At 63.2% G+C, this 22,609-nt stretch carries 23 protein-coding genes; 12 read left to right on the top strand and 11 right to left on the bottom strand.

Annotated features, from left to right (window positions below; all coding sequences use genetic code 11):
- Positions 1-44 precede the first annotated feature (44 nt).
- A complete protein-coding gene (locus tag AC2ETI_RS05145; RefSeq protein ID WP_172933442.1) occupies positions 45-992 on the top strand; it encodes a LysR family transcriptional regulator in 948 nt (315 codons plus the stop codon).
- On the opposite strand, the gene AC2ETI_RS05150 is transcribed toward AC2ETI_RS05145, so the two are convergent.
- The 3 genes from AC2ETI_RS05150 to AC2ETI_RS05160 form a co-directional block, all read right to left on the bottom strand.
- Positions 961-1,677, bottom strand: coding sequence for a GAF and ANTAR domain-containing protein (locus AC2ETI_RS05150; RefSeq protein ID WP_019747714.1), 717 nt, complete (start codon positions 1,675-1,677; stop codon positions 961-963). The two genes, AC2ETI_RS05145 and AC2ETI_RS05150, sit on opposite strands and share 32 nt — an antisense overlap.
- Before the next feature lie 50 nt (positions 1,678-1,727).
- Positions 1,728-2,270: a hypothetical protein gene (locus tag AC2ETI_RS05155; RefSeq protein WP_021332531.1), complete on the bottom strand. Its 543-nt coding sequence runs from the start codon at positions 2,268-2,270 to the stop codon at positions 1,728-1,730.
- A gap of 99 nt (positions 2,271-2,369) precedes the next feature.
- On the bottom strand, positions 2,370-4,112 hold the full coding sequence (locus AC2ETI_RS05160) for a glycerol-3-phosphate dehydrogenase/oxidase (protein ID WP_047890264.1): 1,743 nt from the start codon (positions 4,110-4,112) through the stop codon (positions 2,370-2,372).
- Positions 4,113-4,220: 108 nt separating this feature from the next.
- Between AC2ETI_RS05160 and glpK the strand changes: the two genes are divergently transcribed.
- Entirely contained in the window at positions 4,221-5,711 is a 1,491-nt protein-coding gene (gene glpK, locus AC2ETI_RS05165; RefSeq protein ID WP_019747711.1) for a glycerol kinase GlpK, read from the top strand.
- 171 nt (positions 5,712-5,882) lie between these two features.
- Positions 5,883-7,298, top strand: coding sequence for an MFS transporter (locus AC2ETI_RS05170; RefSeq protein WP_259118863.1), 1,416 nt, complete (start codon positions 5,883-5,885; stop codon positions 7,296-7,298).
- Here the strand turns inward: AC2ETI_RS05170 and AC2ETI_RS05175 are convergent.
- Positions 7,295-8,191, bottom strand: coding sequence for a LysR substrate-binding domain-containing protein (locus AC2ETI_RS05175; protein ID WP_483633626.1), 897 nt, complete (start codon positions 8,189-8,191; stop codon positions 7,295-7,297). The two genes, AC2ETI_RS05170 and AC2ETI_RS05175, sit on opposite strands and share 4 nt — an antisense overlap.
- 84 nt (positions 8,192-8,275) lie before the next feature.
- Between AC2ETI_RS05175 and AC2ETI_RS05180 the strand changes: the two genes are divergently transcribed.
- Positions 8,276-9,190, top strand: coding sequence for a CoA transferase subunit A (locus AC2ETI_RS05180; protein WP_020907046.1), 915 nt, complete (start codon positions 8,276-8,278; stop codon positions 9,188-9,190).
- Positions 9,187-9,972, top strand: coding sequence for a CoA-transferase subunit beta (locus AC2ETI_RS05185; RefSeq protein WP_483633627.1), 786 nt, complete (start codon positions 9,187-9,189; stop codon positions 9,970-9,972). The genes AC2ETI_RS05180 and AC2ETI_RS05185 overlap by 4 nt, the downstream gene beginning before the upstream one ends.
- On the opposite strand, the gene AC2ETI_RS05190 is transcribed toward AC2ETI_RS05185, so the two are convergent.
- Both AC2ETI_RS05190 and AC2ETI_RS05195 read right to left on the bottom strand, forming a co-directional pair.
- Complete coding sequence (locus AC2ETI_RS05190) at positions 9,953-11,134, bottom strand: aminotransferase-like domain-containing protein (protein WP_019747706.1); 1,182 nt, start codon at positions 11,132-11,134, stop codon at positions 9,953-9,955. The two genes, AC2ETI_RS05185 and AC2ETI_RS05190, sit on opposite strands and share 20 nt — an antisense overlap.
- Positions 11,135-11,314: 180 nt before the next feature.
- Positions 11,315-12,718, bottom strand: coding sequence for an NAD(P)H-quinone dehydrogenase (locus AC2ETI_RS05195; protein WP_020969166.1), 1,404 nt, complete (start codon positions 12,716-12,718; stop codon positions 11,315-11,317).
- Between the two features lie 154 nt (positions 12,719-12,872).
- Here AC2ETI_RS05195 and AC2ETI_RS05200 point away from each other — a divergent pair, with 154 nt between their 5' ends.
- Positions 12,873-13,343 carry a gamma-glutamylcyclotransferase family protein gene (locus tag AC2ETI_RS05200; RefSeq protein WP_003940753.1) on the top strand — a complete coding sequence of 157 codons (471 nt, stop codon included), beginning with the start codon at positions 12,873-12,875 and terminating at the stop codon, positions 13,341-13,343.
- 13 nt (positions 13,344-13,356) lie between these two features.
- On the opposite strand, the gene AC2ETI_RS05205 is transcribed toward AC2ETI_RS05200, so the two are convergent.
- From AC2ETI_RS05205 to AC2ETI_RS05220, 4 genes are read right to left on the bottom strand one after another with little or no spacing between them, the layout of a single operon-like run.
- Complete coding sequence (locus AC2ETI_RS05205; protein ID WP_020907043.1) at positions 13,357-14,433, bottom strand: hypothetical protein; 1,077 nt, start codon at positions 14,431-14,433, stop codon at positions 13,357-13,359.
- A 55-nt stretch (positions 14,434-14,488) separates the two neighbouring features.
- Positions 14,489-15,637 carry a M20 family metallopeptidase gene (locus AC2ETI_RS05210; RefSeq protein ID WP_003940741.1) on the bottom strand — a complete coding sequence of 383 codons (1,149 nt, stop codon included), beginning with the start codon at positions 15,635-15,637 and terminating at the stop codon, positions 14,489-14,491.
- Positions 15,634-16,794 carry a M20 family metallopeptidase gene (locus tag AC2ETI_RS05215; protein ID WP_020969164.1) on the bottom strand — a complete coding sequence of 387 codons (1,161 nt, stop codon included), beginning with the start codon at positions 16,792-16,794 and terminating at the stop codon, positions 15,634-15,636. Before AC2ETI_RS05215 ends, AC2ETI_RS05210 begins: the two co-directional genes overlap by 4 nt.
- Positions 16,795-16,806: 12 nt before the next feature.
- Positions 16,807-17,505, bottom strand: coding sequence for an enoyl-CoA hydratase-related protein (locus AC2ETI_RS05220; protein WP_019747702.1), 699 nt, complete (start codon positions 17,503-17,505; stop codon positions 16,807-16,809).
- Positions 17,506-17,572: 67 nt separating this feature from the next.
- On the opposite strand from AC2ETI_RS05220, the gene AC2ETI_RS05225 reads away from it, so the two are divergent.
- Both AC2ETI_RS05225 and AC2ETI_RS05230 read left to right on the top strand, forming a co-directional pair.
- Positions 17,573-18,370 carry a purine-nucleoside phosphorylase gene (locus AC2ETI_RS05225; protein ID WP_020907041.1) on the top strand — a complete coding sequence of 266 codons (798 nt, stop codon included), beginning with the start codon at positions 17,573-17,575 and terminating at the stop codon, positions 18,368-18,370.
- Positions 18,367-19,959: a phospho-sugar mutase gene (locus AC2ETI_RS05230; protein ID WP_182262351.1), complete on the top strand. Its 1,593-nt coding sequence runs from the start codon at positions 18,367-18,369 to the stop codon at positions 19,957-19,959. The genes AC2ETI_RS05225 and AC2ETI_RS05230 overlap by 4 nt, the downstream gene beginning before the upstream one ends.
- Here the strand turns inward: AC2ETI_RS05230 and upp are convergent.
- Positions 19,956-20,579 (bottom strand): uracil phosphoribosyltransferase, encoded by a 624-nt coding sequence (gene upp, locus AC2ETI_RS05235; protein WP_007727319.1) that lies wholly within the window; start codon positions 20,577-20,579, stop codon positions 19,956-19,958. The two genes, AC2ETI_RS05230 and upp, sit on opposite strands and share 4 nt — an antisense overlap.
- Positions 20,580-20,660: 81 nt before the next feature.
- Here upp and AC2ETI_RS05240 point away from each other — a divergent pair, with 81 nt between their 5' ends.
- The 4 genes from AC2ETI_RS05240 to AC2ETI_RS05255 are packed head-to-tail and all read left to right on the top strand — an operon-like array spanning position 20,661 to position 22,592.
- Entirely contained in the window at positions 20,661-20,975 is a 315-nt protein-coding gene (locus tag AC2ETI_RS05240; protein ID WP_483633628.1) for a type VII secretion target, read from the top strand.
- Positions 20,972-21,946 (top strand): C40 family peptidase, encoded by a 975-nt coding sequence (locus AC2ETI_RS05245; RefSeq protein ID WP_483633629.1) that lies wholly within the window; start codon positions 20,972-20,974, stop codon positions 21,944-21,946. Before AC2ETI_RS05240 ends, AC2ETI_RS05245 begins: the two co-directional genes overlap by 4 nt.
- On the top strand, positions 21,943-22,296 hold the full coding sequence (locus AC2ETI_RS05250; RefSeq protein WP_483633630.1) for a hypothetical protein: 354 nt from the start codon (positions 21,943-21,945) through the stop codon (positions 22,294-22,296). The genes AC2ETI_RS05245 and AC2ETI_RS05250 overlap by 4 nt, the downstream gene beginning before the upstream one ends.
- Complete coding sequence (locus tag AC2ETI_RS05255; RefSeq protein ID WP_021332523.1) at positions 22,293-22,592, top strand: YbaB/EbfC family nucleoid-associated protein; 300 nt, start codon at positions 22,293-22,295, stop codon at positions 22,590-22,592. Before AC2ETI_RS05250 ends, AC2ETI_RS05255 begins: the two co-directional genes overlap by 4 nt.
- Positions 22,593-22,609 lie beyond the last annotated feature (17 nt).

A 22,609-nucleotide genomic window follows, 5' to 3' on the forward strand; every position in this document is an offset into this window, starting at 1 on the left:
CGACAATGACAAATCTCGCACCATATAGGTGCAAAAATGCAGATATGACTCTCGGACTGAGCCCGGACGACCTACTAGTGCTTCTCGCGGTCGGTCGCACCGGTCGCTTCAACACCGCCGCCGACGACCTCGGCCTCAATCACACCACCATCTCGCGCCGCATTTCCTCGCTCGAGAAGTGTCTCGGCGGCCGTGTCCTGGTTCGCTCGTCCGGCGGCTGGGAGCTGACCGACCTGGGCAGACAAGCCCTCAGCGCGGCCGAGCGCATCGAGGCCGCGGTGAACGAACTGGCGCTCGACTCCACCGGTCAGCAGCAACTCGACGGCGTCGTGCGAGTCTCGGCGACCGACGGATTCAGCGCATACATCGCGGCGCCCGCCGGCGCCGCGGTTCGCAGACGCCATCCCCGCGTCAGCGTCGAGATTGTTGTCGCAACCAGAAAGGCGTCGCAGATACGCTCGGGCCTCGACATCGAGGTTGTGGTCGGCAAGCCTCAGGTTCACCGCGCCGAAGCAGTCCATCTGGCCGACTACGCGCTGGGTTTGTACGCGTCCCGAGACTATCTACGTCAGAATGCTGTTCCCGAGAGTGCCGCAGATCTGGCCGATCACTCGCTCGTGTACTTCATCGACTCGATGCTGCAGGTCGACGAACTCGATCTGGCTCGCAAGCTCACAGTTTCCATGCCCGAGGCCGTCACGTCCACCAACGTGTTCGTCCACATCGAGGCAACGCGCGCGGGTGCCGGCATCGGCCTTCTCCCCTGTTTCATGGCCGAGCAGCACGACGATTTGATTCGCGTTCTACCGGCTCACATCGAGGTGAGACTTTCCTATTGGTTGGTGGCCCGTTCGGAATCCTTGCGACGCCCGGAGGTCGCAGCGGTGGTGACAGCTCTTCGAGAGACGGTGGATCGCAAGCGATCTCAACTCCTCGGTTCTCCCGGGACGAACGAAGCGCTCAGTCCAGAGTCGAACGATGCTGGACGATGACCTTGCGCGCCAATTCGGCGATCTTGACGTTCATGTTTTGTGAGGTTCGCACCAGAATGTCGAAGGCCTCGTCGTCGGACACACGATGCAGTGCCATCAGCAGACCGACGGCCTGACCGATTTCGCGGCTGCTTGCCAGACCACGTCGCAGCGAGTCGGCATCCTCGCCTCGCGTCAGCGCAGTGACGGCCACGGATGCAAATGACGCCAACATGATCGCGTGGTCGGCAACGGTTTCGGTGAAAGCCCCCGGAGTGTCCGAGAAGAGGTTGAGGGCACCGAACTTCTGACGATCGACCATCAGCCGGAACCCCATCGATCCGCGAATGGGTGTCTCTGCCACTACTTTCCGAGCGAACTCGGGCCACTGATTCGGGGTGCGAAGGTCCGACTCGAGTTGCGGCGCCTCCGTATCGAGGGCGTCGATGCACGGTCCCTCACCGGTGGCACGCTCGAGATCGTCTGCATAATCGGCGATCTCGTCGCTCGCCGCTACGGTGACGTTGGTGTTTCCACGTCGCAGCATCAGACTTGCGTGGTCGCAACCGGGAATCAACTCGACAGCCGCCGAACAGATCGCGGAGTACACCTCGGCGCTGTCTGCCGCGGAGTAGAGGATCTCCGCCAACGCCGCGAACACTGCCTTGGGTTCTGTCAGTGCTTGGTCGCGCTCAGCCATCTCCATACACCTCGGGGTCTACCGTTCATCGAATTCTTCATCGAACGGTACAAACCTTACTTACTCGACCTGATGGGGTCGCCGCCGCTCGCCGATTCCCGCCCGTCCGTCCCCTGAAAAGCCTCCGTAGCTGCGCGGTGATGCAGCGCCGTGACCGTGGTGATCTGCTTGGACACCAGGTCGTTGAGTTCGCGGTACTGCTCCTCGGTCTCCCCGGCCGGAATGTCTCGCAGGACCTCCCACATCGCACTCTTGCCGCACAGCGCGGTCCGCATGATCTCGAGCGTTGCCAACTTCACGAGGCGATTACGCCAGATGGCGTCGACATGGACGAGACGTCTGATCCGATTGACCGTCGCGTCGATCTTGGAGTACCGCGGCAGAGATATGCCCTGGGTGTCCTCGATCAGTTGCAGCAGCTGCTCGATCTCGTACTCGAGCTCACCCGGCAACGAATCCAGCTCACCGTCGGCCCAGGCACCGTACGAGTCCGCGAGTGACCGCGAGAGTTGCAGCCCCACCATCGCCCCGCACAGGTGAGTGACCAGATAGCCGGTAGCTATGTGTTCCTCAGCAGATCGCGACCGATTACCGAACATTGAGATCCTCCTGGGCGACGCTCGACCGGTCTGTGCTGACACGGGTGGTGATTCGCCATCCGCCTACCCGCGACAGACCGAGAACAAACGACAGGCGACTCAGACCCGATCCGGCACCACGACGACGGGCTCGAGGATCTCGGCCCGCGACTCCGGCGCTGCGGCGCGCAATGCGTCGGCCGACTCGTCGTCCGGCTGGGTCTGAGACTCGATTTCGGCTTCGACACGCGCTCGGTACGTGTCGACCTCGCGTTCGACGGTGGCGGCATCCCAACCGAGAATCGGGGCAACCAATCCGGCGACCTGCTGTGCGCAGTTGACACCACGATGCGGATATTCGATTGCGATACGCGTACGGCGGGCGAGGATGTCGTCGAGGTGCAGTGCCCCCTCGGCCGCGGCGGCGTACACAGCTTCGACCTGAAGGTAATCGGGCGCGTCCGTGATGGGCTGCAACAACTCCGGTGTCTGCCGGCCGAGTTCGAGGACCTCGGTGATGAGCGAACCGTAGCGGTCGAGCAGGTGCTTGACGCGATACGGATGCAAGCCGTACTGCTCGCCCAGTTGCACGGTCTGGTTGATCAACGCGAAGTATCCGTCGGCGCCGACGAGCGGTACCTTCTCCGTGATCGACGACGCAACCCGCGCCGGAATGTCTTCTGCTGCGACGTCGACGGCGTCTTCCGCCATGACCCGATACGTCGTGTACTTTCCGCCGGCGATGGCGACCAGACCTGGAGCCACACGGGCAACGGCGTGCTCGCGCGAGAGCTTCGACGTCTCGTCGCTTTCACCGGCAAGCAGCGGACGCAGGCCGGCGTACACACCGTCGATGTCGGCGTGCGTCAACGGCGTGACCAGGACGGAGTTCACGTGGCCGAGGATGTAGTCGATATCTGCTTTGGTTGCCGCCGGATGTGCGAGATCCAGGTTCCAGTCGGTATCAGTGGTGCCGATGATCCAGTGACTGCCCCACGGAATGACGAACAGCACCGACTTCTCGGTACGCAGGATGATGGCGGCTTCACTGACGATGCGATCGCGCGGGACGACGATGTGTACGCCCTTCGACGCTCGCACCCGGAACCGTCCGCGCTGACGTGAGAGCGCTTGGATCTCGTCCGTCCAGACACCGGTCGCATTGATGACGACGTGACCCTTGACCTCGGCGGTACGGCCGTCTTCGCAGTCCCGAACACGAACTCCCGAGACCCGATCCGCTTCCCGCAGAAAGCCGACGACCTGCGTCGACGTTCGGACGACCGCGCCGTAGTGTGCAGCGGTCCGTGCGACGGTCATGGTGTGCCGAGCGTCGTCGACGACGGTGTCGTAGTACTGGATGCCACCGGTCAGCGAACTGCGCTTGAGGCTCGGCGACATGCGTAGTGCGCCCGCCCGCGTCAAGTGCTTCTGGGAGGGGACCGACTTTGCGCCGCCCATTCGGTCGTAGAGGAAGATTCCCGCCGCCATGTACGGGCGCTCCCACACTCGGTGAGCCAGAGGGAACAGGAACTTCAGCGGCTTGACCAGGTGCGGAGCGAGCGTGGTCAGCGAGAGTTCGCGCTCACGCAATGCTTCACGAACGAGGCCGAATTCGAGTTGCTCTAGATAGCGGAGACCGCCGTGGAACATCTTCGACGAGCGACTGGACGTGCCGGATGCGTAGTCACGGGCCTCGACCAACGCAACCTTGAGTCCGCGGGTGGCCGCATCGAGCGCAGCCCCGACACCGACAACACCGCCGCCGACAACGACGACGTCGAATTGCTCGGTCTGAAGCTGTTCCCAAGCAGCTTCACGCTGCTGCGGGCCGAGAAACTGCGCACCTTGCTGCTTACTCAACCCGGTCTCCTGTAAGTCGACGACGAATCCGTTTACAGGCTAGTAGCTTGATCCACATACTGCGACAGCGCACGGATAACTGCGAACGCGCCCGAACATAGGAGCACAGTGAATCAATACATCGCCGCCATCGACCAAGGCACGACGTCGAGCCGCTGCATGATCTTCGATCACGACGGCGCCGTGGTGAGCGTTGCGCAGAAAGAACACGAACAGATTTTCCCGCGTGCCGGTTGGGTCGAGCACGACCCGGTTGCGCTGTGGATCAACACCCGGGAGGTGGTGGCCGGTGCTCTCGCGAAGGTCGACCTCACGCGAGCCGACATCGCGGCCGTCGGAATCACGAATCAGCGTGAGACGACCGTCGTTTGGGAGCGTTCGACGGGCAAGCCGATCTACAACGCGATCGTGTGGCAGGACACGCGCACGGATCAACTGTGTGTCGAACTGGGCGGCGACGAGGGTCCGGACAAGTACCGAGACAAGACCGGACTGCCACTCTCGACCTACTTCGCCGGGCCGAAGATCCGGTGGATTCTCGACAACGTGGACGGCGCGAGAGCCAAAGCGGAGGCCGGAGAATTGTGCTTCGGCACCGTCGACACGTGGATCGTATGGAACCTGACCGACGGTGTTCACGTGACAGATGTCACCAATGCGTCACGCACGATGCTGATGGATCTCGAGACCCTCCAGTGGGACGAATCGATCTGCGCGGACTTCGGAATCCCGATGTCGATGCTCCCGGAAATCCGTAGTTCGTCCGAGGTCTACGGCACCGGCCGTCCTCGCGGCAATCTCGCCGGTGTGCCGGTCGCCGGAATCCTCGGTGACCAGCAGGCAGCCACATTCGGCCAGGCCTGCCTCTCCGAGGGTGAAGCCAAGAACACCTACGGCACCGGCAATTTCATGCTTCTCAACACCGGAACGAAGCCGGTGCACAGCAAGCACGGACTGCTGACGACCGTCTGCTACAAACTCGGCGAAGCCCCTGCCGTCTACGCACTCGAAGGTTCCGTCGCGGTGACCGGCTCCTTGGTCCAGTGGCTTCGGGACAATCTCGGAATCATTCAGAACGCCAAGGACATCGAGCCGCTCGCCGCGAGTGTCGACGACAACGGCGGCGCCTACTTCGTACCCGCGTTCTCCGGACTGTTCGCACCCCGGTGGCGACCGGATGCACGCGGCGTGATCGTCGGCCTGACGCGGTTCGTCAACAAGGGACACCTGGCTCGCGCGGCGCTCGAGGCGACGGCATACCAAACCCGTGAGGTCATCGACGCCATGCGTGCGGATTCGGGAGTCGAACTGTCCGCGCTGAAGGTCGACGGCGGCATGGTGGTCAACGAAACCCTGATGCAGTTCCAGTCGGACATCCTCGGAGTTCCCGTCATCCGCCCGGTGGTCAACGAAACGACAGCACTCGGCGCTGCGTATGCAGCGGGCCTCGCCATCGGTTATTGGGCCGACACCGAAGACATCCGCAACAACTGGGCCGTCGGCCAAACCTGGGAACCGGCGATGGACGAATCCGAAAGGTCACGGCTGTACGCGGAGTGGAACAAGGCCGTCGAGCGGACGTACAACTGGTCCGAGTAATCACCCCGATCCTTCCATACCGGAAGAGCTGATCATGGTCGCCTATTGATACTCCTGAGGTATCAATAGGCGACCAAGTTGGTATTGGACGTGACCTACACCACTCTGCGAATCTCATTCAGGCGCGCCACGTTTCGGCGCCGCGAATGTTGCAGAGAAAGGTCGCCACGCATGAGTTCACCCACTCGCAGTTCCGAGGAGATCAACGCCAAGGCACGAAGAGCCGGTATCGCTTCATTCATCGGAACCACCATCGAGTGGTACGACTTCTATATCTACGGCACCGCTGCTGCCCTGGTATTCGGCGAGATCTTCTTCTCCGACACACTGCCGAACGGAGTCGGCACGCTCCTCGCCTTCATCACCCTGTGGGCAGGCTTCCTCGCCAGGCCGATCGGCGGGATCATCTTCGGCCATCTCGGCGACCGGATCGGGCGCAAGAACACTCTGGTCATCACCTTGATGATGATGGGCGTCGCCACTGTCGGGATCGGACTCCTCCCCACCTACGGGCAGGTCGGCATGTGGGCCCCGATCGGTCTGGTCACCCTTCGCGTGATCCAAGGAATTGCGGTCGGTGGTGAGTGGGGTGGCGCGGTACTCATCGCCAGCGAGAACGCACCGAAGGGCAAGAGCATCCTCTACTCCGCGTTCGCTCAGCAGGGCTCGCCCGCGGGAAATCTGTTGGCGACCATCGCATTCTTCCTGCTGTCCTCGATGCCGACGCCGTCATTCCTTCTCTACGGCTGGCGAATCCCTTTTCTCGTTTCGGCAGGCCTGGTCATCCTCGGCATGATCATTCGCCTGAAACTCGAAGAGTCCGACGAGATGAAGGCCGTTCTCGCCCGCAAGAAGGTCGTCAAACTTCCGCTCGCCGAAGTATTACGCAAGCACTGGGTGCTGGTTCTCCTCGGCGCCGGCGCACTCCCCCTCGCCCAGGTCACCTATTTCAAGAACACCTTCGCATTGTCCTGGGCTACAAAAGAACTCGGATACGACCGCGGCACATTCCTCGCCGCTATCGCGATCGCACTTGTCGTGCAGTTCATCGTCCAACCGTTCGGGGCCGTTCTGGTTTCCAAGATAGACATGCGGAAGGCCATGTGCCTGATGGTGATACCGGAGTTCGTTCTCATGCCCGCGATGTTCTTTGCCATCAGAACCGGGAACTTCACCATCGCAGTCGTTGCGATGTGTCTCGCCACGATCCCGCACTCGATGTTCTACGGCGCCATCGCCGGCGTTCTCGCTCGCGCCTTCCCTGCGAACATCCGTTACACGGGTCTGTCGACGGCGTATCAACTGTGTTCCCTTGTCGTCGGCGGCGGAACTCCGGTACTGGCGCAGTGGATGCTCAACACGTCAGGCAACATCGTCGGGGTCGCGATCGTGTCCGGACTGTACGCACTTGTCTCGCTGATCTGCACCCTTCTCCTGCTCCGACGTACCGGCTACAACGCAAGCGAACTCTCGACGGCCGAGCAAGCGGATTACGACGAACTCGAACTCGAGAACGCTCTTGCCGATACTGCAAACTCGCCGAAGTCCGAAGCGGGTGAAATTCCTACCGGGAGGGCAACCGTCTAAGCCAGGGACGGCAGCGCCTGCTCGGACAATTTCAACACTTCGAGAAGAGCAGGTCTGTCGTCTCCATCTCGCCAGGCGATACGCAGTTGAAGGGGAGGAGGTGGATCCATGACGGGAACAAAGACAACATCAGGGTTCACGATGCTTTGGGCCACCGACGAAATAGTCAAAGAGCATCCGATTTCCGCGGACACCAGCGCGATCAACGACATCGAATCCGGTGCCGTCTGCACGATTCGAGCCAGGAACCCTGCGTTCTTCGACGCAGTGAGCAGAGACTCCCGCAGAATCGAACCCGGCTCCGCCGGAAGCGTCACCCAATTCTCGGACTCCAATTCGATCAACCGAACCGATTCCCTCGACGCCAACGGGTGGTCTTTCGACATGGCAACCAGAAAGTTCTCCTCGGCGATCAATCTCGACGTGATCCCGAGCGGCGGGACGGTCCACCGGACCATCCCGATGTCGAGGCGTCGATCGAGCAACATCAACAACGCCTCGTTCGCGAAAGCGGAACTGTCGAGCACAAATTCGATACCGGGATTCGTCTTTCTCACCAATTTCGCCCACCGCCCGACGAGTAGGTGCGACGAGGTTCCCGCGAAGCCCAGACGAACGCGACCTGTCGTTCCCTGGCCTGCCGCGGATACCGCGATCTCGGCCATCCGGCACGCGTCCAGAATTTCGCGCGCCGGAAGCAGCAGTGCTTCACCGGCAGCAGTCAACCGCACAGCTCGAGTACTTCGATCGAACAACGGCGAACCGAGCTGTTTCTCGAATTGCCTGATGGTTCGACTCAGCGGCGGTTGCGCAATCCGAAGCCGCTGAGCCGCACGGCCGAAATGTAGCTCCTCAGCCACCGCGAGAAATGCGTTGATCTGATGAATTTCCACCCGACATTGTTGCGCCACACCGGCCGACCATGTCAAGTTTCCGAAACCGACCAAGTGCGCGAGAACGTAAGAAGAGGTACACACGTGGACAAGACGCTCTCGATGAAAGAGGCTATCGGTCGATACGTCGGCGACGGAATGACTGTTGCGTTGGAGGGCTTTTCGCATCTCATTCCATTTGCCGCGGCACACGAGATCATCCGGCAGGGCAGGAAGGACCTCACGCTGTGCCGGATGACGCCGGACATCGTTTCCGATCAACTCGTCGCCGCCGGCTGCGTCCGAAAGCTGGTCGCTTCGTTCTTCGCCAGCGGCTCCGCAGGTTCTCTGTACGAGTTACGCAGACGCATCGAGAACCAGGACCCGCTCCCCCTCGAAGTCGAGGAATACAGCCATTACGGCATGGTGTGCCGGTATCAGGCGGGAGCCGCCAGGCTTCCCTTCTTCCCGCTACGGTCGTACGCCGGTAGTGATCTACCCGCACTCAACCCACAACTGAGACTCGTCGAGGACCCGTACGGCGGCGGGAGCGTCTACGTTGTGCCGCCATTGAATCCGGATGTCACGATCATCGGCGCACAGCGAGCGGACACGTCCGGGAACGCGCAGATCTGGGGCATCGCCGGGGTGCAGCAAGAGGCCGTGTACGCCGCGAAGAAGGCAATCGTCGTTGTCGAAGAACTGGTCGACGACGAGGTCATCAGGTCAGACCCGAGCCGAACTCTGATTCCCTCGCATGCAGTCGACGCGGTTGTCGTCTGCCCGCGCGGCGCACACCCGTCGTACGCGCAGGGATACTACGACCGCGATTGCGGCTTCTACCGACGCTGGACTGAAATCTCCAAAGACCCTTCACGGCTGAGAAATTGGCTCGACGAATGGGTGTACGCACTCGACAGTCACGGCGAGTATCTCGCCAAACTCGGAGCCGACTACTGGTCGGATCTCGAGGTCGGACCAAAACTCTCCACACCAGTCGACTACGGGAGCAGACTATGACCACCACGATCGACACCGGTAGCACCACCTCCACCGAAACGATCGTCGCCGTCGCGGCACGCGAATTGGCGGGTAAGCGCCGGGTCTTCGCCGGAGTTGGACTACCCACGCTCGCAGTCGATCTCGCGCGGCACACGTCGAATCCGGACGTCGAGCTGATCTACGAATCCGGAGTGTGCGGTGCACATCCGTCGGCAATGGCCGAGGGTATCGCGGACTCCGTGGTTGTCTCCGGTGCCGAATCCGTGCTGAGCATGGCCGCGCTCTTCGGTTACGTCCTGCAAGGTGGCAACGTCGACGTCGGATTTCTCGGGGCCGCCCAAATCGATCGAACGGGCAGTCTGAACACAAGTTTCATCGGTGACTGGAAGAACCCGACGGTCAGACTGCCCGGAGCAGGCGGGGCCGTCGAGATCATCGCGAACGCCGCCGAGATCTTCGTCGTGATGCGTCGCCACGACCTCAGTTCCTTTCCGGCCGAGCTCGACTTCTGCACCTCACCCAGCCCCGCCCGCGCCCACGCCAGCGGTAAGGGCGTCATGCCGGCAGGCGCAGGAGTGACCAAGGTATTCACCAACCTCGGCGTCCTGACACACCAGGGCCCCGGCGGCGAATTGGAGTTGACCAGCGTCCACGAGGGAATCTCGGTCGATCAGGTCAGGGAATCGACAGGATGGGACCTCGCCGTCGCCGATCACGTCACCGTCACCACCCCACCATCGAGCACGGAGATCGATCTGCTCCGCAACACTATCGACAAGGTCAGGCTGTACCTGCGGTAACACTCTTCCGGAGCCTGCCGACGGCATCGACCAGCACGGCTTCGGGATACGTCGCGAAACACAATCGAGCGCTTCGACCGAGGTCAGCTTCGACCGCGAAGGCCGAACCTGGGACAAATGCCACGCCATGCTCGAGCGCGGCACCCAGGAGTTCGGTGGTGTCGACGTCGTCGACGAAATCCATCCAACAGAACATCCCGCCACGGACCTCGGAAAAGCGTGCACGCCCACTCAATTCCGTCTCGGCGGCCGTGACCAGCGCCTTCGCTCTGGCGCCGTAGCCTTCCCGGAGCTTGTCGAGGTGCGTTTCGAACCATTCGACGTCGGAGAAGAGGTCTGCGGCGATCTGCTGGGTGAGCGAAGACCCGCACAGGTCAGCGCCTTGCTTGATCAGTTCGACCGCCTCGCAGACCTTTCGGTCGCCGTGCAGCCAGCCGACGCGCAGCGCCGGTGCCAACACTTTGGAAGCACTGGACAGCCGAATCACCCTGTCCGACAACGCCGCCAGCGGTGCGGGCGGTTTCTCGCCGAAGTACAGTTCGCCGTACGGGTCGTCCTCGAGAACCCAGAACCCGTATCGGTCCGCCAGTGCCGCCAAGTGCGCTCGCCGCTGCGCCGAAAGCACCGCGCCCCGCGGGTTGTGGAAATTGCTCACGGTGTGCACAACTTTGGGCCGAAGACCGGCGGCGAGTTTCGCCTCGAGCGCGTCGGTGTCCATTCCGTCCTCGTCCAACTGGACGGGGACGAGACGAGCCTGCGCCGTCCGAAAGACCTGCAGCGCACCGGTATATGCCGGTTCCTCCACGACCACAACGTCACCGGCGTCGAGGAGGACCTGCGCGAGCAGGCTCAAACCTTGCTGAGAACCGTGTGTGATCACAACTTCGGACACGTCGAGTGCCCGCCCGATCTTGGAGGATTCGCGCTCGGCGATCACCTCACGGAGGCGCCGCAGGCCTGACGTCTCGCCGTATTGAACGGACGAGGGGTCACCGAGTGCGTCGTGGGCTGCCTTCGAGATTCGTTCCCGCGGAATGAAATCAGGATCGGGTAGTCCGCCGGCCAAGCTGATGACGTCGGGTCGGGCAGTCAAGGTGAGCAGATCGCGAATTGCAGAACTACGGAGTCCGTCCATACGAGCGGACAGCGCGGCGTGTGTCATGTGAAGCTCCCAGGCACGCAGAATGAAGGTCAGAGGAAAACACCCTGAGCCGTCCTGGGTCAACGGGGCGGGAGAGCGCCGAGATACCGACCCTTGATTCGGTCGGTATCTCGACTATCTCACCAATACTTCAGTATGTGAAACAGACTTCTCACATTGTAAGAAGACTCTGGTCCGTTCTCAGTCCAGGTCGTCGTGACGCATGAGCTGACGAGCTGCCTCGGTGATCGATCCGGTCAACGACGGGTATACCGAGAACGTCTGAGCCAGGTCGTTGACCGTCAGGTTGTTCTGCACGGCAATCGCAATCGGCAGGATGAGTTCCGAAGCGGTGGGCGCGACCACAACACCGCCGATGACCACACCGGTAGCCGGGCGGCAGAAGATTTTCACGAAGCCGCGGCGCAAACCGGACATCTTGGCGCGCGGGTTGGTGTTGAGCGGCAACATGACGGTGCGAGCAGGCACCTCTCCGTTGTCGATCGCGGCCTGCGAAACACCCACCGTTGCAATTTCGGGGCGCGTGAAGACGGCCGATGCGACGGTCTTCAACTTGATCGGGCTGACACCTTCACCGAGTGCGTGGTACATCGCGATACGTCCCTGCATCGCAGCCACCGACGCGAGCGGGAGCAGTCCGGTGCAGTCACCGGCGGCGTAGATACCGGAAACCGTGGTGCGCGAGACCCGGTCGACACGCAGGTATCCACCCTTGTCCAACTCGATGCCGACGCGCTCCAGGCCGAGACCGTTGGTGTTGGGGACGGAACCGACGGTCATCAGAGCGTGGCTTCCTTCGACCGTGCGGCCGTCGGAGAGCTTGACGATGATGCCCTTCTCGGTGCGCTCGACGGCGTCTGCGCGGGCGTGCTTGACGAGGGTGACACCGCGCTCGGCGAGGGCGTCCTCGAGCACGAGCGCCGCATCGGCATCCTCGCCGGGCAGAACACGGTCACGACTGGACACGAGTGTGACCTTGACGCCCATCTCGGTGTAGGCGGAGACGAACTCGGCACCGGTGACACCGGAACCGACCACGACCAGGTGCTCGGGCAGCTCGTCCAAGTCGTAGAGCTGACGCCACGTCATGATTCGCTCACCGTCGGGCTCGGCTCCCGGGATGATGCGGGGGCTGGCGCCGGTGGCGATCAACACGACGTCTGCGTCGATGGTCTTCTGCTCGCCGCTTCCGAGCGTCGCGCGAACCTGGTGTGCTGCCATACCGAGGAGCGGATCGGTCAGTTCGGCGGTGCCGGAGAGAACCTCGACGCCGACCGTCTGCAACCGTGCGCGAATGTCCGAGGACTGGGACAACGCGAGACTCTTGACTCGGGAGTGGATCTTCGGCAGTGACACCGAAGCCTGCTCCGGATCCAGAGTGATGCCGAGGTCGGATGCACGACGCATGTCGGTGCGGATTCCGGTGGACGCGATGAACGTCTTCGACGGGACACAGTCGAACAGCACACACGCGCCGCCGACGCCGTCCGAATCGACCAGGGTGACCGTGGCCCCGTGCTGCGCGGCTACCAGTGCCGCCTCGTAGCCGGCGGGTCCGCCACCGATGATCACGATCCGGGTCATGTGTCCTCCAAGTCCTCGCGTGGCCGGCAGGGGTCTCCCGTCGACCAGTGTCACGCTATTCGAGCACCACGTGTCGCGCAGTGCTTGTACCAGATTACTTGCGTCCGGTGGTCCGCTTCGCCACACCCTCGGACCACGGTTTAGGCTTGCGCCCGTGTCGATTTATGCCGCCTACGGTTCCAACATGCATCCCGAGCAGATGTTGTTGCGCTGCCCACACTCGCCCATGTCCGGGACAGGGTGGCTGCGAGGCTGGCGCCTGACCTTCAGCGGCGAGGACCTCGGCTGGGAGGGGGCTCTCGCCACCGTGGTCGAAGACCCCGATTCCAGTGTTTTCGTGGTCCTCTACGACGTCCCGGAAGAGGACGAAGTGAGTCTGGACCGCTGGGAAGGTGCCGAACTCGGTCTGCACCGCAAGATCCGCGTGCGGGTCGACACCGCAGGCGATGCGGTGCTCGCTTGGCTCTACGTCATGGATGCGTACGAAGGCGGGCTGCCGTCGGCCCGCTACATCGGCGTGATGGCCGACGCCGCCGAGATTGCCGGAGCGCCGGCCGAGTACGTGCGAGAGTTGCGGACGAGAAACAGCCGCAACGTGGGTCCGGGTAACGGTGTTACCGATTAGATAGCTGTCCTGCTCAAAGCAGCAGGAAATACGCGAGCACTGCAAGTGCTGCGAGTACCACCACAATCGTCAGGCCGATGAGCACACGCTTGGAACCGCGTGACTCCGATTCGCCTGCGGCAACTGCAGTTTCCGGCTCGACTGTTGCCACCCCGGTTGCAGTTTCAGCCGCCACCTTCTCACGTCCGAGAGTGTCGAACACCTCCGTCACGTCGTGTGAAGGCGGCAAACCGATCGGAACGATCGTGTGCGACGTCGAGGTGAAACCGGCAGCCAGAATTGCGGCCCCCAGCGCGGCCGACTGCTCCGGTCCGGGCCCGAGTTCACATCTGACACCGAGCTTTTCGGCGATTCCGGCCGCTATGGACATCATGGCTGCTTTGTCTGTCGCCGGTTCTCCGTCACCGGTGACGACTACGGCGTCCAGGTTCTCCGGCATCCAACCGAACGCACCTAGTGCCGTCGCGAGGCGTGAACTCGGTGAACTCCCGTCGCCGGCGAAGCCGAATGCGCGGCCGGCGGCGACGCCCGAACGCACCAGCGTGACCGCTGCCCCGGTGTCGTCGACGTGATAGATGCCGATGAGCGTGCCGGCGAGTGCCGCGATTTCCGACTCGAACCACGCCGAGACCGCCTCGGCGTCCGAGACGAGAGTGACCCGCTCGAGGCCTGCATAGACCAGTGAATCCTGCATGAGGGCCGCTGTGGACGAGTCCCAGCGCGACGGGTAGGTCGCGACGATGTCGGGCGCTCCCCCACTTCGACCACCACGATCGGGCAGCGGCTCGCATTCCTGCAACAGGCAGCGAATCGACGTCGCCACCAAATCCTCGGCGCGGTAACGGGTATCGGCCGTTCCGGAGACGCCACTCGGGTCCCCCACACGGCCGACAAAACCTGACCATGATTCCGAGAATTCACGGCCGGCACCCAATTGCTCGGTACCGCCGAGCACGGTCGTTCCGTCCTTGCGTTGATTGAGAATCGTGTCCCTGACCAACACCACCGGATCGGCCGAACCCGGATCGTTGGACGCAACTACAGCCGTCGACACCAATGTGCCGATTCGCACTCCCACACCTATGGACATGCCCGTACCTTCACTCGAACGACACGAAAAACGGTACCCCCGACGGGAACCGGAACTATCCCAGAACCAGGCTCGTCAGAACCTTCACACCGACGCCGAGTGCACGCTCGTCGAGATCGAAAGTGGGTTGGTGGATGTCGAGCTGATCGCCTTCACCCGACCACACGCCGAGCCGCGCCATGGCACCCGGCACGGTTTCGAGGTACCACGAAAAGTCTTCGCCACCACCGGATTGCGGGGTGTCCGCCAAAGCATCTTGTCCGACGGTCGCGATGGCGTCCTCGAACATCCGAGTGGACACCTCGTCGTTGACGACCGGTGGCACTCCGCGACGATAGTTGAGTTGGTAGCGAACTCCGGTGGGCGCGAGCAGTCCGTGGACGATTTCTTCCACGAGCGGTTCGAGCAACTCCCACGTGTCGTGATCGCCGGTACGTACCGTGCCCGTCATCATGCCGGTCTGCGGAATCGCGTTGGGCGCCTGACCTGCACTGACCGCACCCCACACCATCACGGTGCCGGTACGCGGATCGATACGACGGCTGAGCATTCCCGGCAGCCCGGTCACGACTGTGCCGAGTGCGTAGATGAGGTCCGTGGTCAGGTGCGGCCTCGACGTGTGCCCACCCGGAGAGTCGAGAACGACCTCGATCGTGTCTGCAGCAGAGGTGATCGCGCCAAGACGCATTCCGACCTGGCCTGCCTCGAGTCGCGGATCGCAGTGCAGAGCAAAGATTCTGGACACGCCGTCGAGCGCGCCGGCAGCGATGACGTCGAGTGCACCACCAGGCATGACTTCCTCGGCGGGCTGGAAGATCAGCCGAACCCCGACGGGAAGTTCGGGCAGCGTGGCCAGAGCCAATCCGGCGCCGAGCAGGATGGTGGTGTGGGCGTCGTGCCCGCATGCATGAGACACACCGGGGACCGTGGACGAGTACGTCGCCCCGGTCGCCTCCTGCATCGGCAAAGCGTCCATGTCGGCGCGAAGTGCGATTCGCGGCCCCTCAGGTCCGATGTCGCACGTGAGCCCGGTGCCACCGGGAAGGATCTTCGGCGACAGCCCAGCGGCGGTGAGGCGGGTCGCGACGAATTCGGTGGTCGCGTATTCGCGGCGAGCCAACTCCGGGTTGGCATGGATGTGTCGACGCCACGCGACGAGGTCGTCGGTGTGCGCGTGAATCCACGTGTCGATTGCCGCGTTCACCGGCGATCTACCCCTTCCAACAGACGGGTGCGTTGTTCTGGATCGGACGCTACCCGGACAGCAGTGCGGGCCAACGCAATTGCACCGTCGACTACCGCTCGATCTGCGGAGGTGGTGATACACGCGGCCGCGAACTCCGGCTGATGTGTCACTGCCCCCGATGAATCCAAGCCTATGACCGGGTGAATTCCCGGAATCACATTGGTCACATTACCCATATCCGTACTACCCAGTGGACGGGAGCGCTCCCATTCCGCTGCCAGTGGCACCCGCCCGAGGTCGACGATCTGTTCACGGTACGCCGCCGCCAGCCACGGATCGGGGGTCAACTCGGTGTAAGTGGGCGATACCGTGCGGATTTCGTGGGTGCATCCGGTGCCGAGTGCGCCCGAGGCGAAGCAGGCGTCGGCACGCTCGGACAGATTGGCCAACGACGCGGCCGTCTCGGCACGCAGGTAGTACAGCAGTTCGGACCGAGCCGGAACGATGTTGGGAGCAGTGCCGCCATCACTGACGATTCCGTGAATCTGTTGCCCTGGCTGGAGGTGCTGGCGCAACAGTCCGACCGCCACCTGCGCGAGCGTCGCGGCATCGGCGGCATTACGACCGAATTCCGGCGCAGCAGAGGCGTGCGCTTCGCGACCGTGATAGCTGACGGCGATGTCCGCCAGGGCCAGCGAGGTGGCACCGATGATGTCGATCGGTCCTGGATGAACCATCATGGCCGCGCCGACGCCGTCGAATGCACCACGCTCGAGCATCAGAACTTTGCCGCCACCGGTTTCCTCCGCGGGAGTACCGATCACTCGGACTGTGATCCCCAGTTCATCGGCCACGGTAGCCAACGCGATGCCGGCCCCGACCGCGGCGGCGGCAATGATGTTGTGCCCACAGGCATGACCGATCTCGGGCAGCGCGTCGTACTCAGCGCAGATCGCGATGACCAACTCTCCACTGCCGTAGGTGGCATCGAAGGCCGTCGGCAGATCGACGATCCCGTGAGTGACCGCGAAACCGTGCTGCGCCAGCAGGTCCGACACTTTGGCAGCGCTGCGGAACTCCTCGAAGGCAAGTTCCGGATCGCTGTGAATCGAATGCGACAGCGCAATCAGATCAGCCTCTACGGACCTGACTGCGCTGTCGACATTCTGGTTCACGCGATCATTGTCTCACCCGAAGGAGAAGTTGCTCTTGTCAGTCACCTGAGCGAGGTCCGCAAGCGCATCGCGGTGGATGCCTGCCTTGATTCCCGCCAAGTTCTTGCCGTGAGTCGACGTCAGTGCCGACGCCTTGGTCACTGCTGCGGCGAGTACTCCGTCGCCGTCGACCGTTTCCTGCACGATGCCGGCAGCAAGCGCGTCGGCGCCGCCGAATCGACGCCCCGTCGTCATCGCGTCGACTGCCGTCTGCTTGGGCAGACGACTGTTCAACAGTGCTGACATGCCGACAGTGAACGGCATGTTCAGTCCGACCTCGGGGAGGCAGTAGAAGCCGCGGTCCGCGCGCATGATCTGGAAATCGTGTGAGGACGCGAGCATGGCGCCGGCGCCGAACGCGTGCCCCTGCACGGCCGCGACCGTGGCCATCGGGAAGGTCAACAAACGGCTGTAGATGGTGTGGACCTTGTCCAGGTAGCCGGGCAGACCGTCGAGATTGCCGAAGATCCACGTCGTGTCCAGGCCGTTCGTGTAGAACTTGCCCGTCGCGGTGGTCACCAGGGCTGCGGGCCCCTCGTGCGCTTCGACCTCGTCCAACTTGCTGTGAACAGCGTCGATCCACTCAGGGCCGAAGCGGTTCTCGTTGTCCGTTTCGCCCTCGTTGCCGAGGTACAGGATGAATACGTCGCCGTCGCGTTCGAGATAAGGCATGGATGGGAGAGTAACGCCCGCCAACTCACCCGGCGAACCGACCCGACTCCTCAGTAGGGTTGCTCACATGGGAACGATCGCCGAGGCCGCCGCCGCTGCTCTGTCCGCCATGACTGGCTCTTCGTCACCGTCAGTCGCCATCGTGCTCGGGTCGGGGTGGACCGATGCCGCAGACGTGTTCGGCGACGCCGGTGCGGACGTGACAGCCGAAGTCTCGATGGCGGATCTTCCTGGCTTCGCCCCACCGTCCGCGCTCGGTCACGCGGGCACCATTCGTTCGGTGCGCGTCGGAAACACCGAAGTTCTGCTGCTGCTCGGGCGCGCGCACGCATACGAGGGCCACGATCTCGGTACCGTCGTCCACCCGGTCCGGACAGCCATTGCTGCCGGCGCCGACACGGTCATCCTCACCAATGCGGCCGGCGGTATTCGCGAAAACTACACAGTCGGTCAACCGGTGCTGATCAGTGACCACCTGAACCTGACGGCCCGCTCTCCCCTCGTCGGCGCAGAGTTCGTCGACCTGGTCGACGCCTATTCGCCGGAACTGCGTGCGCTGGCTCGCTCGATCGACCCGGACCTTGCCGAGGGTGTTTACGCCGGGCTTCCCGGTCCTCACTATGAGACTCCGGCCGAGATTCGAATGCTTCGTACACTCGGCGCCGATCTGGTCGGCATGTCGACGGTTCACGAGACCATCGCGGCTCGTGCGCTCGGCGCCCGCGTTCTCGGCATCTCCATGGTCACCAATCTGGCCGCCGGAATCACGGGCGCCCCGCTCGACCATCAGGAAGTGCTGGCGGCGGGCAAAGCATCGGCGGCCCGGATGGGAGTGCTGCTGCGTCAACTGGTCGAGCAGCTGTGACACCACTGAACGTCACCGAGTGGATCGACGCCGATCCGGACCCAGTTACCCGCGCAGAATTAGCAGCCCTTTCCGAACATGAACTGACCGAACGCTTTTCCGCACCACTGACGTTCGGCACTGCTGGGCTTCGCGGGCCGGTGCGCGGCGGGCCCAACGGCATGAACCTCGCGGTCGTCATCCGGACCACGGCCGGTCTGGCGGCCTGGCTGACAGCTCGCTGCCAGGGCGGGTCCCGCGTTGTGGTCGGCCGCGACGCCCGGCTCGGTTCAGAGGCATTTGCTCTCGCCGCCGCCGAGGTCATGGCAGCGGCCGGGTTCGAGGTGACCCTGCTCCCCCGCCCACTGCCGACACCGCTGGTGGCGTTCGCGGTGCGCAGGCTCGGGGCAGCGGCAGGTATCCAGATCACCGCCTCCCACAATCCTGCCGCCGACAACGGTTACAAGGTGTATCTCTCGGGCGGAGCGCAACTCGTCTCCCCCTCCGATCGTGAAATCGAGAGCGAGATCGCCCGCATCGGTAGTGCCGCCGACGTCGCGCGAGCATCGGTGATTCCGGCCGACGATTCTCTGGTCGAGGAGTACATCGCCCGCATCGCGACCCTCCCGCACGGCGACGCCCGCTCGATCCGGATTGCGCTCACGGCAATGCACGGCGTCGGCGGCGAGACTGCGACCGCGGCTCTGCGAGCAGCAGGATTCGACGACCTGCACGTCGTGGCGGAGCAGTTCGATCCCGACCCCACGTTTCCGACCGTCGAGTTCCCCAATCCCGAAGAGCCCGGTGCCGCAGACCGCCTGCTCGCCCTTGCCCGAAGTGTCGACGCGGATCTGGCGATCGCACTCGACCCGGATGCCGACCGCTGCGCCGTCGGAGTTCGCGACGGTGATCAGTGGCGCATGTTGCGCGGCGACGAAACCGGGGTGCTCCTGGCCGACCACGTACTGCACACGGCGCCCGAAGATTCGTTGGTGGCGACGACGATCGTCTCCTCGACTCTGCTCTCGAAGTTGGCGAAAGCTCGCGGAGCCAGGTTTGCGCAGACACTCACCGGATTCAAGTGGCTCACGCGCGCCGGCGACGGACTCGTCTACGCCTACGAGGAAGCGATCGGGCACTGCGTCGATCCGGATGTGGTGCGGGACAAGGACGGAATCTCAGCTGCCGTTCTGGTGGCCGACTTGGCTGCCACCCTCGCGGGCAGCAACAGAACCCTGTTGGACGTTCTAGGCGACTATGCCGTCGAATTCGGACTGCATCGCGGGGACCAAGTATCCCGCCGCGTCGAGGATTCGAGCGACATCGCCGAAATGATGAAACGACTACGCGCCGATCCTCCTGGCCAACTCGCGGGTGAGCCGGTCACGACCGAGGACTTGTCCCTGGTTCGCGGCGGTATGCGCACCGACGCAGTGATATTCGACGGGCCGTCGATCCGCGTGGTTGTGCGACCGTCCGGAACCGAGCCCAAGCTCAAGTGCTATCTCGAAGTTGTCGTCCCGGTGGCGAACCGCGACGACCTCGCGAACGCACTAGAGCAGGCGAAGGCCCGGCTGGCCGAACTTCGAACCTTCGCCCTTTCGCTCTAGCGGGGTCCGAACTGCCGATCGCCGGCGTCACCGAGACCGGGGACGATGAAAGCGTTCTCGTCGAGTCCGTCGTCGATGCTCGCGATGACCAGACGAACCGGGTGGCCGGACGCTGCCAGCGCGTCGACGCCGGCCGGAGCGGCCACGACGCACACTGCCGTGACATCCGTCGCGCCACGCGCGACCAGCAAGTCGATGGTGTGCACCATCGAGCCACCGGTGGCGAGCATCGGATCGAGCACGAACACCGGGATACCGGACAGATCCGCAGGCAGGGATTCGAGGTACGGAACCGGCTGATGAGTCTCTTCGTCACGTGCCATTCCGACAAAGCCGACGCCGGCCGACGGAATCAGCGCACTCGCCTGTTCGACCATGCCCAGACCGGCCCGCAGCACGGGTACCAACAACGGCGGCTTCGCGAGCCGGATGCCCGTCGTCGCTGCTACCGGGGTGTCGACCGGAAACTCCTCGACCTCCGCGTCACGCATGGCCTCGTAGACCAGCATGTGCGTGAGCCTGCGAAGTGCGGAACGAAAAGTTGCGTTCTCACTGCGTGCATCACGCATTGTCGTCAAGAGGGCCGCCGCGAGCGGATGGTCGACTACGTGCGTCTGCATGACCATCAGAATAGTTCCTCGGGAACCGGAGCACCCCGCGCGGCGTCCAAGAAGGAGTAAGCGCAACGGGGGGAAGACAAGTTGACAAATCTGGATCTGGACACTGAAAGCATCGCGGAGTTCGCCACGCGGTTGGGCACTGTTGCCGACAACGTCGCGCAAGCTCGACAGGACGCGGCGGGTGGCGATCACTTGGCTCTGTCCGCTGTGCTGGGGCTGATCGGCGGCGACTTCGTCGATGTCGCGAGCCGAGCACAGCAAGCGCACATCGACGACATCGATCGACTGTCCGCTGTGATCTCCAGCGTCCAGTCAGCCACCCGCGACGCTCACGCCGTCTATCTCGACTCCGAGGAATCGGTACGAACGACTCTCGCTGAAGCCGCACACTCATGATCGACGTCGACGCACTCGCACGACCGATCATCGATCTGGTCGACATTGTCGGGACTGGCGTCCCCAGCGCAAGTGGACCCGACGTCGGCATCCGAATCGCTACGGACGCCCTCGAGATCGCATACCAATTGGGAAGCGCTGCTCTGAGCGAACTGGCGTCCTCTCAGAGCTCGTCCACGGCACTCACCGCTGCGGTGACCAAAACCGAGCAGACGCAGACGTCGACGCGAAACCTCGCCGATCGTGGGACCGACATCGCCGGCGTCGTGGACGAAGCAACAACGTCCGTGTACGCGGGAATGACCGAACTCGGTGAGATTCTCCAGTCGTTTCTGACACTCGCGATCAAGGCCGGGCCGACGCTGATGACACCGACGGGCCAATTGATGTTGTTGTCGGCCGCGTTGGAGCACCTCGGACGCGCGGTATCGGTTATCGAGCGGGTACGCGGTGAGCTGGCGGGGTCGACCGACAAGATGTCCGCACTCGTCCCGTCCGTCCCGATACCCGATCCCGCACCTGGAGTCTCCGAGTCGGCGGGCGGTTCCGGTTCCGTCGGTGGTTCTGGTTCCGTCGGTGGAGTAGAGGTCGAACTTCCCGACGGCTCGATTGCCACCGCACCGAACGCCGAGGCCGCTGCTGCCGTACGCAACGCGCTTACTCAACAGGGTGTCCCGTACGCCTGGGGAGGCACGACACCCGGAGTCGGTCTGGACTGCAGTGGTCTGACGCAATGGGCGTACGGCCAGGCCGGAGTCGATATTCCGAGGTTGGCTCAGGAACAGGGAATCGGGAACCAGGTCGATCAGAACAATCTGATGCCGGGCGACCTCGCGGTCTGGGACGGCCACGTCGCGATGGTGATTGGCGGCGGCCAGATGATCGAAGCCGGCGACCCAGTCGAAATCAGCGCCATCCGAACCACGAACAGCGGCATGGGCTTTCACGGTTTCTACCGTCCGACAGAATGACAGGAAACATGAACGAGAACATGCGGGAATCACCGCCGATCATCACAGCCGTCTCCGTCAACCGCGCTGGAACCATCGCGGTCCGCGCCACGGAACACGCCATTCCCGTGGACCTGCGGATCAGCCAGGAGGAACTGCGGTACGGCGGGGAACGGTTGGCGCAACAGATACTCACACTGTGCTCGAAATCAGCGATCGAGGCCGGCGCCCGCCATCGTGTGGAGCTCGAGGAGACCGGAGTCCCGGCAGCGATCCTCGATCGGCTCGGTCTCGCGACCCGAGACGAACTGGCCGATGTCGACGCCGCCGAGGGCCAGATCCTTCCGTCGAGCTGGATGCGTTCGATATGAGCGAGATTGATCGAATCATGGAGCTGGCGAAACACCGGACCGGACTCTTGCAGGACGCCGTCGACGGGGTCGGCGCTCTGCGGGCAGTCGTCTCGAGCGAGGGTGGGATAGTCACGGCGACTGTCGACGGGCTGGGCGCTCTGGTCGATCTACGGATTACCGACGCAATCACCACGATGAATTCTCGCACTGTGGCCGCATTGACGGTGGCAACAATTCACCAGGCAGTTCGACAGTCCAACGACGAACGAGAGCGACTGGTCAGTGAGCTCCGAGTGGCACTGAAACAAACGTGACGAACCCCCGCTATGCC

The organism is Rhodococcus sp. MurmanLake-1 (assembly GCF_056945715.1).

Excerpts from the sequence above, each read along its gene's own strand:
- upp (WP_007727319.1), bottom strand. The coding sequence starts at position 20,579 with ATGCAGACGCACGTAGTCGACCATCCGCTCGCGGCGGCCCTCTTGACG.
- AC2ETI_RS05250 (WP_483633630.1), top strand. The coding sequence starts at position 21,943 with ATGACAGGAAACATGAACGAGAACATGCGGGAATCACCGCCGATCATC.
- AC2ETI_RS05220 (WP_019747702.1), bottom strand. The coding sequence starts at position 17,505 with ATGCCTTATCTCGAACGCGACGGCGACGTATTCATCCTGTACCTCGGC.
- AC2ETI_RS05195 (WP_020969166.1), bottom strand. The coding sequence starts at position 12,718 with ATGACCCGGATCGTGATCATCGGTGGCGGACCCGCCGGCTACGAGGCG.
- AC2ETI_RS05255 (WP_021332523.1), top strand. The coding sequence starts at position 22,293 with ATGAGCGAGATTGATCGAATCATGGAGCTGGCGAAACACCGGACCGGA.
- AC2ETI_RS05170 (WP_259118863.1), top strand. The coding sequence starts at position 5,883 with ATGAGTTCACCCACTCGCAGTTCCGAGGAGATCAACGCCAAGGCACGA.
- AC2ETI_RS05155 (WP_021332531.1), bottom strand. The coding sequence starts at position 2,270 with ATGTTCGGTAATCGGTCGCGATCTGCTGAGGAACACATAGCTACCGGC.
- AC2ETI_RS05145 (WP_172933442.1), top strand. The coding sequence starts at position 45 with ATGACTCTCGGACTGAGCCCGGACGACCTACTAGTGCTTCTCGCGGTC.
- AC2ETI_RS05225 (WP_020907041.1), top strand. The coding sequence starts at position 17,573 with ATGGGAACGATCGCCGAGGCCGCCGCCGCTGCTCTGTCCGCCATGACT.
- AC2ETI_RS05205 (WP_020907043.1), bottom strand. The coding sequence starts at position 14,433 with ATGTCCATAGGTGTGGGAGTGCGAATCGGCACATTGGTGTCGACGGCT.
- AC2ETI_RS05190 (WP_019747706.1), bottom strand. The coding sequence starts at position 11,134 with ATGACACACGCCGCGCTGTCCGCTCGTATGGACGGACTCCGTAGTTCT.
- AC2ETI_RS05150 (WP_019747714.1), bottom strand. The coding sequence starts at position 1,677 with ATGGAGATGGCTGAGCGCGACCAAGCACTGACAGAACCCAAGGCAGTG.
- AC2ETI_RS05245 (WP_483633629.1), top strand. The coding sequence starts at position 20,972 with ATGATCGACGTCGACGCACTCGCACGACCGATCATCGATCTGGTCGAC.
- AC2ETI_RS05185 (WP_483633627.1), top strand. The coding sequence starts at position 9,187 with ATGACCACCACGATCGACACCGGTAGCACCACCTCCACCGAAACGATC.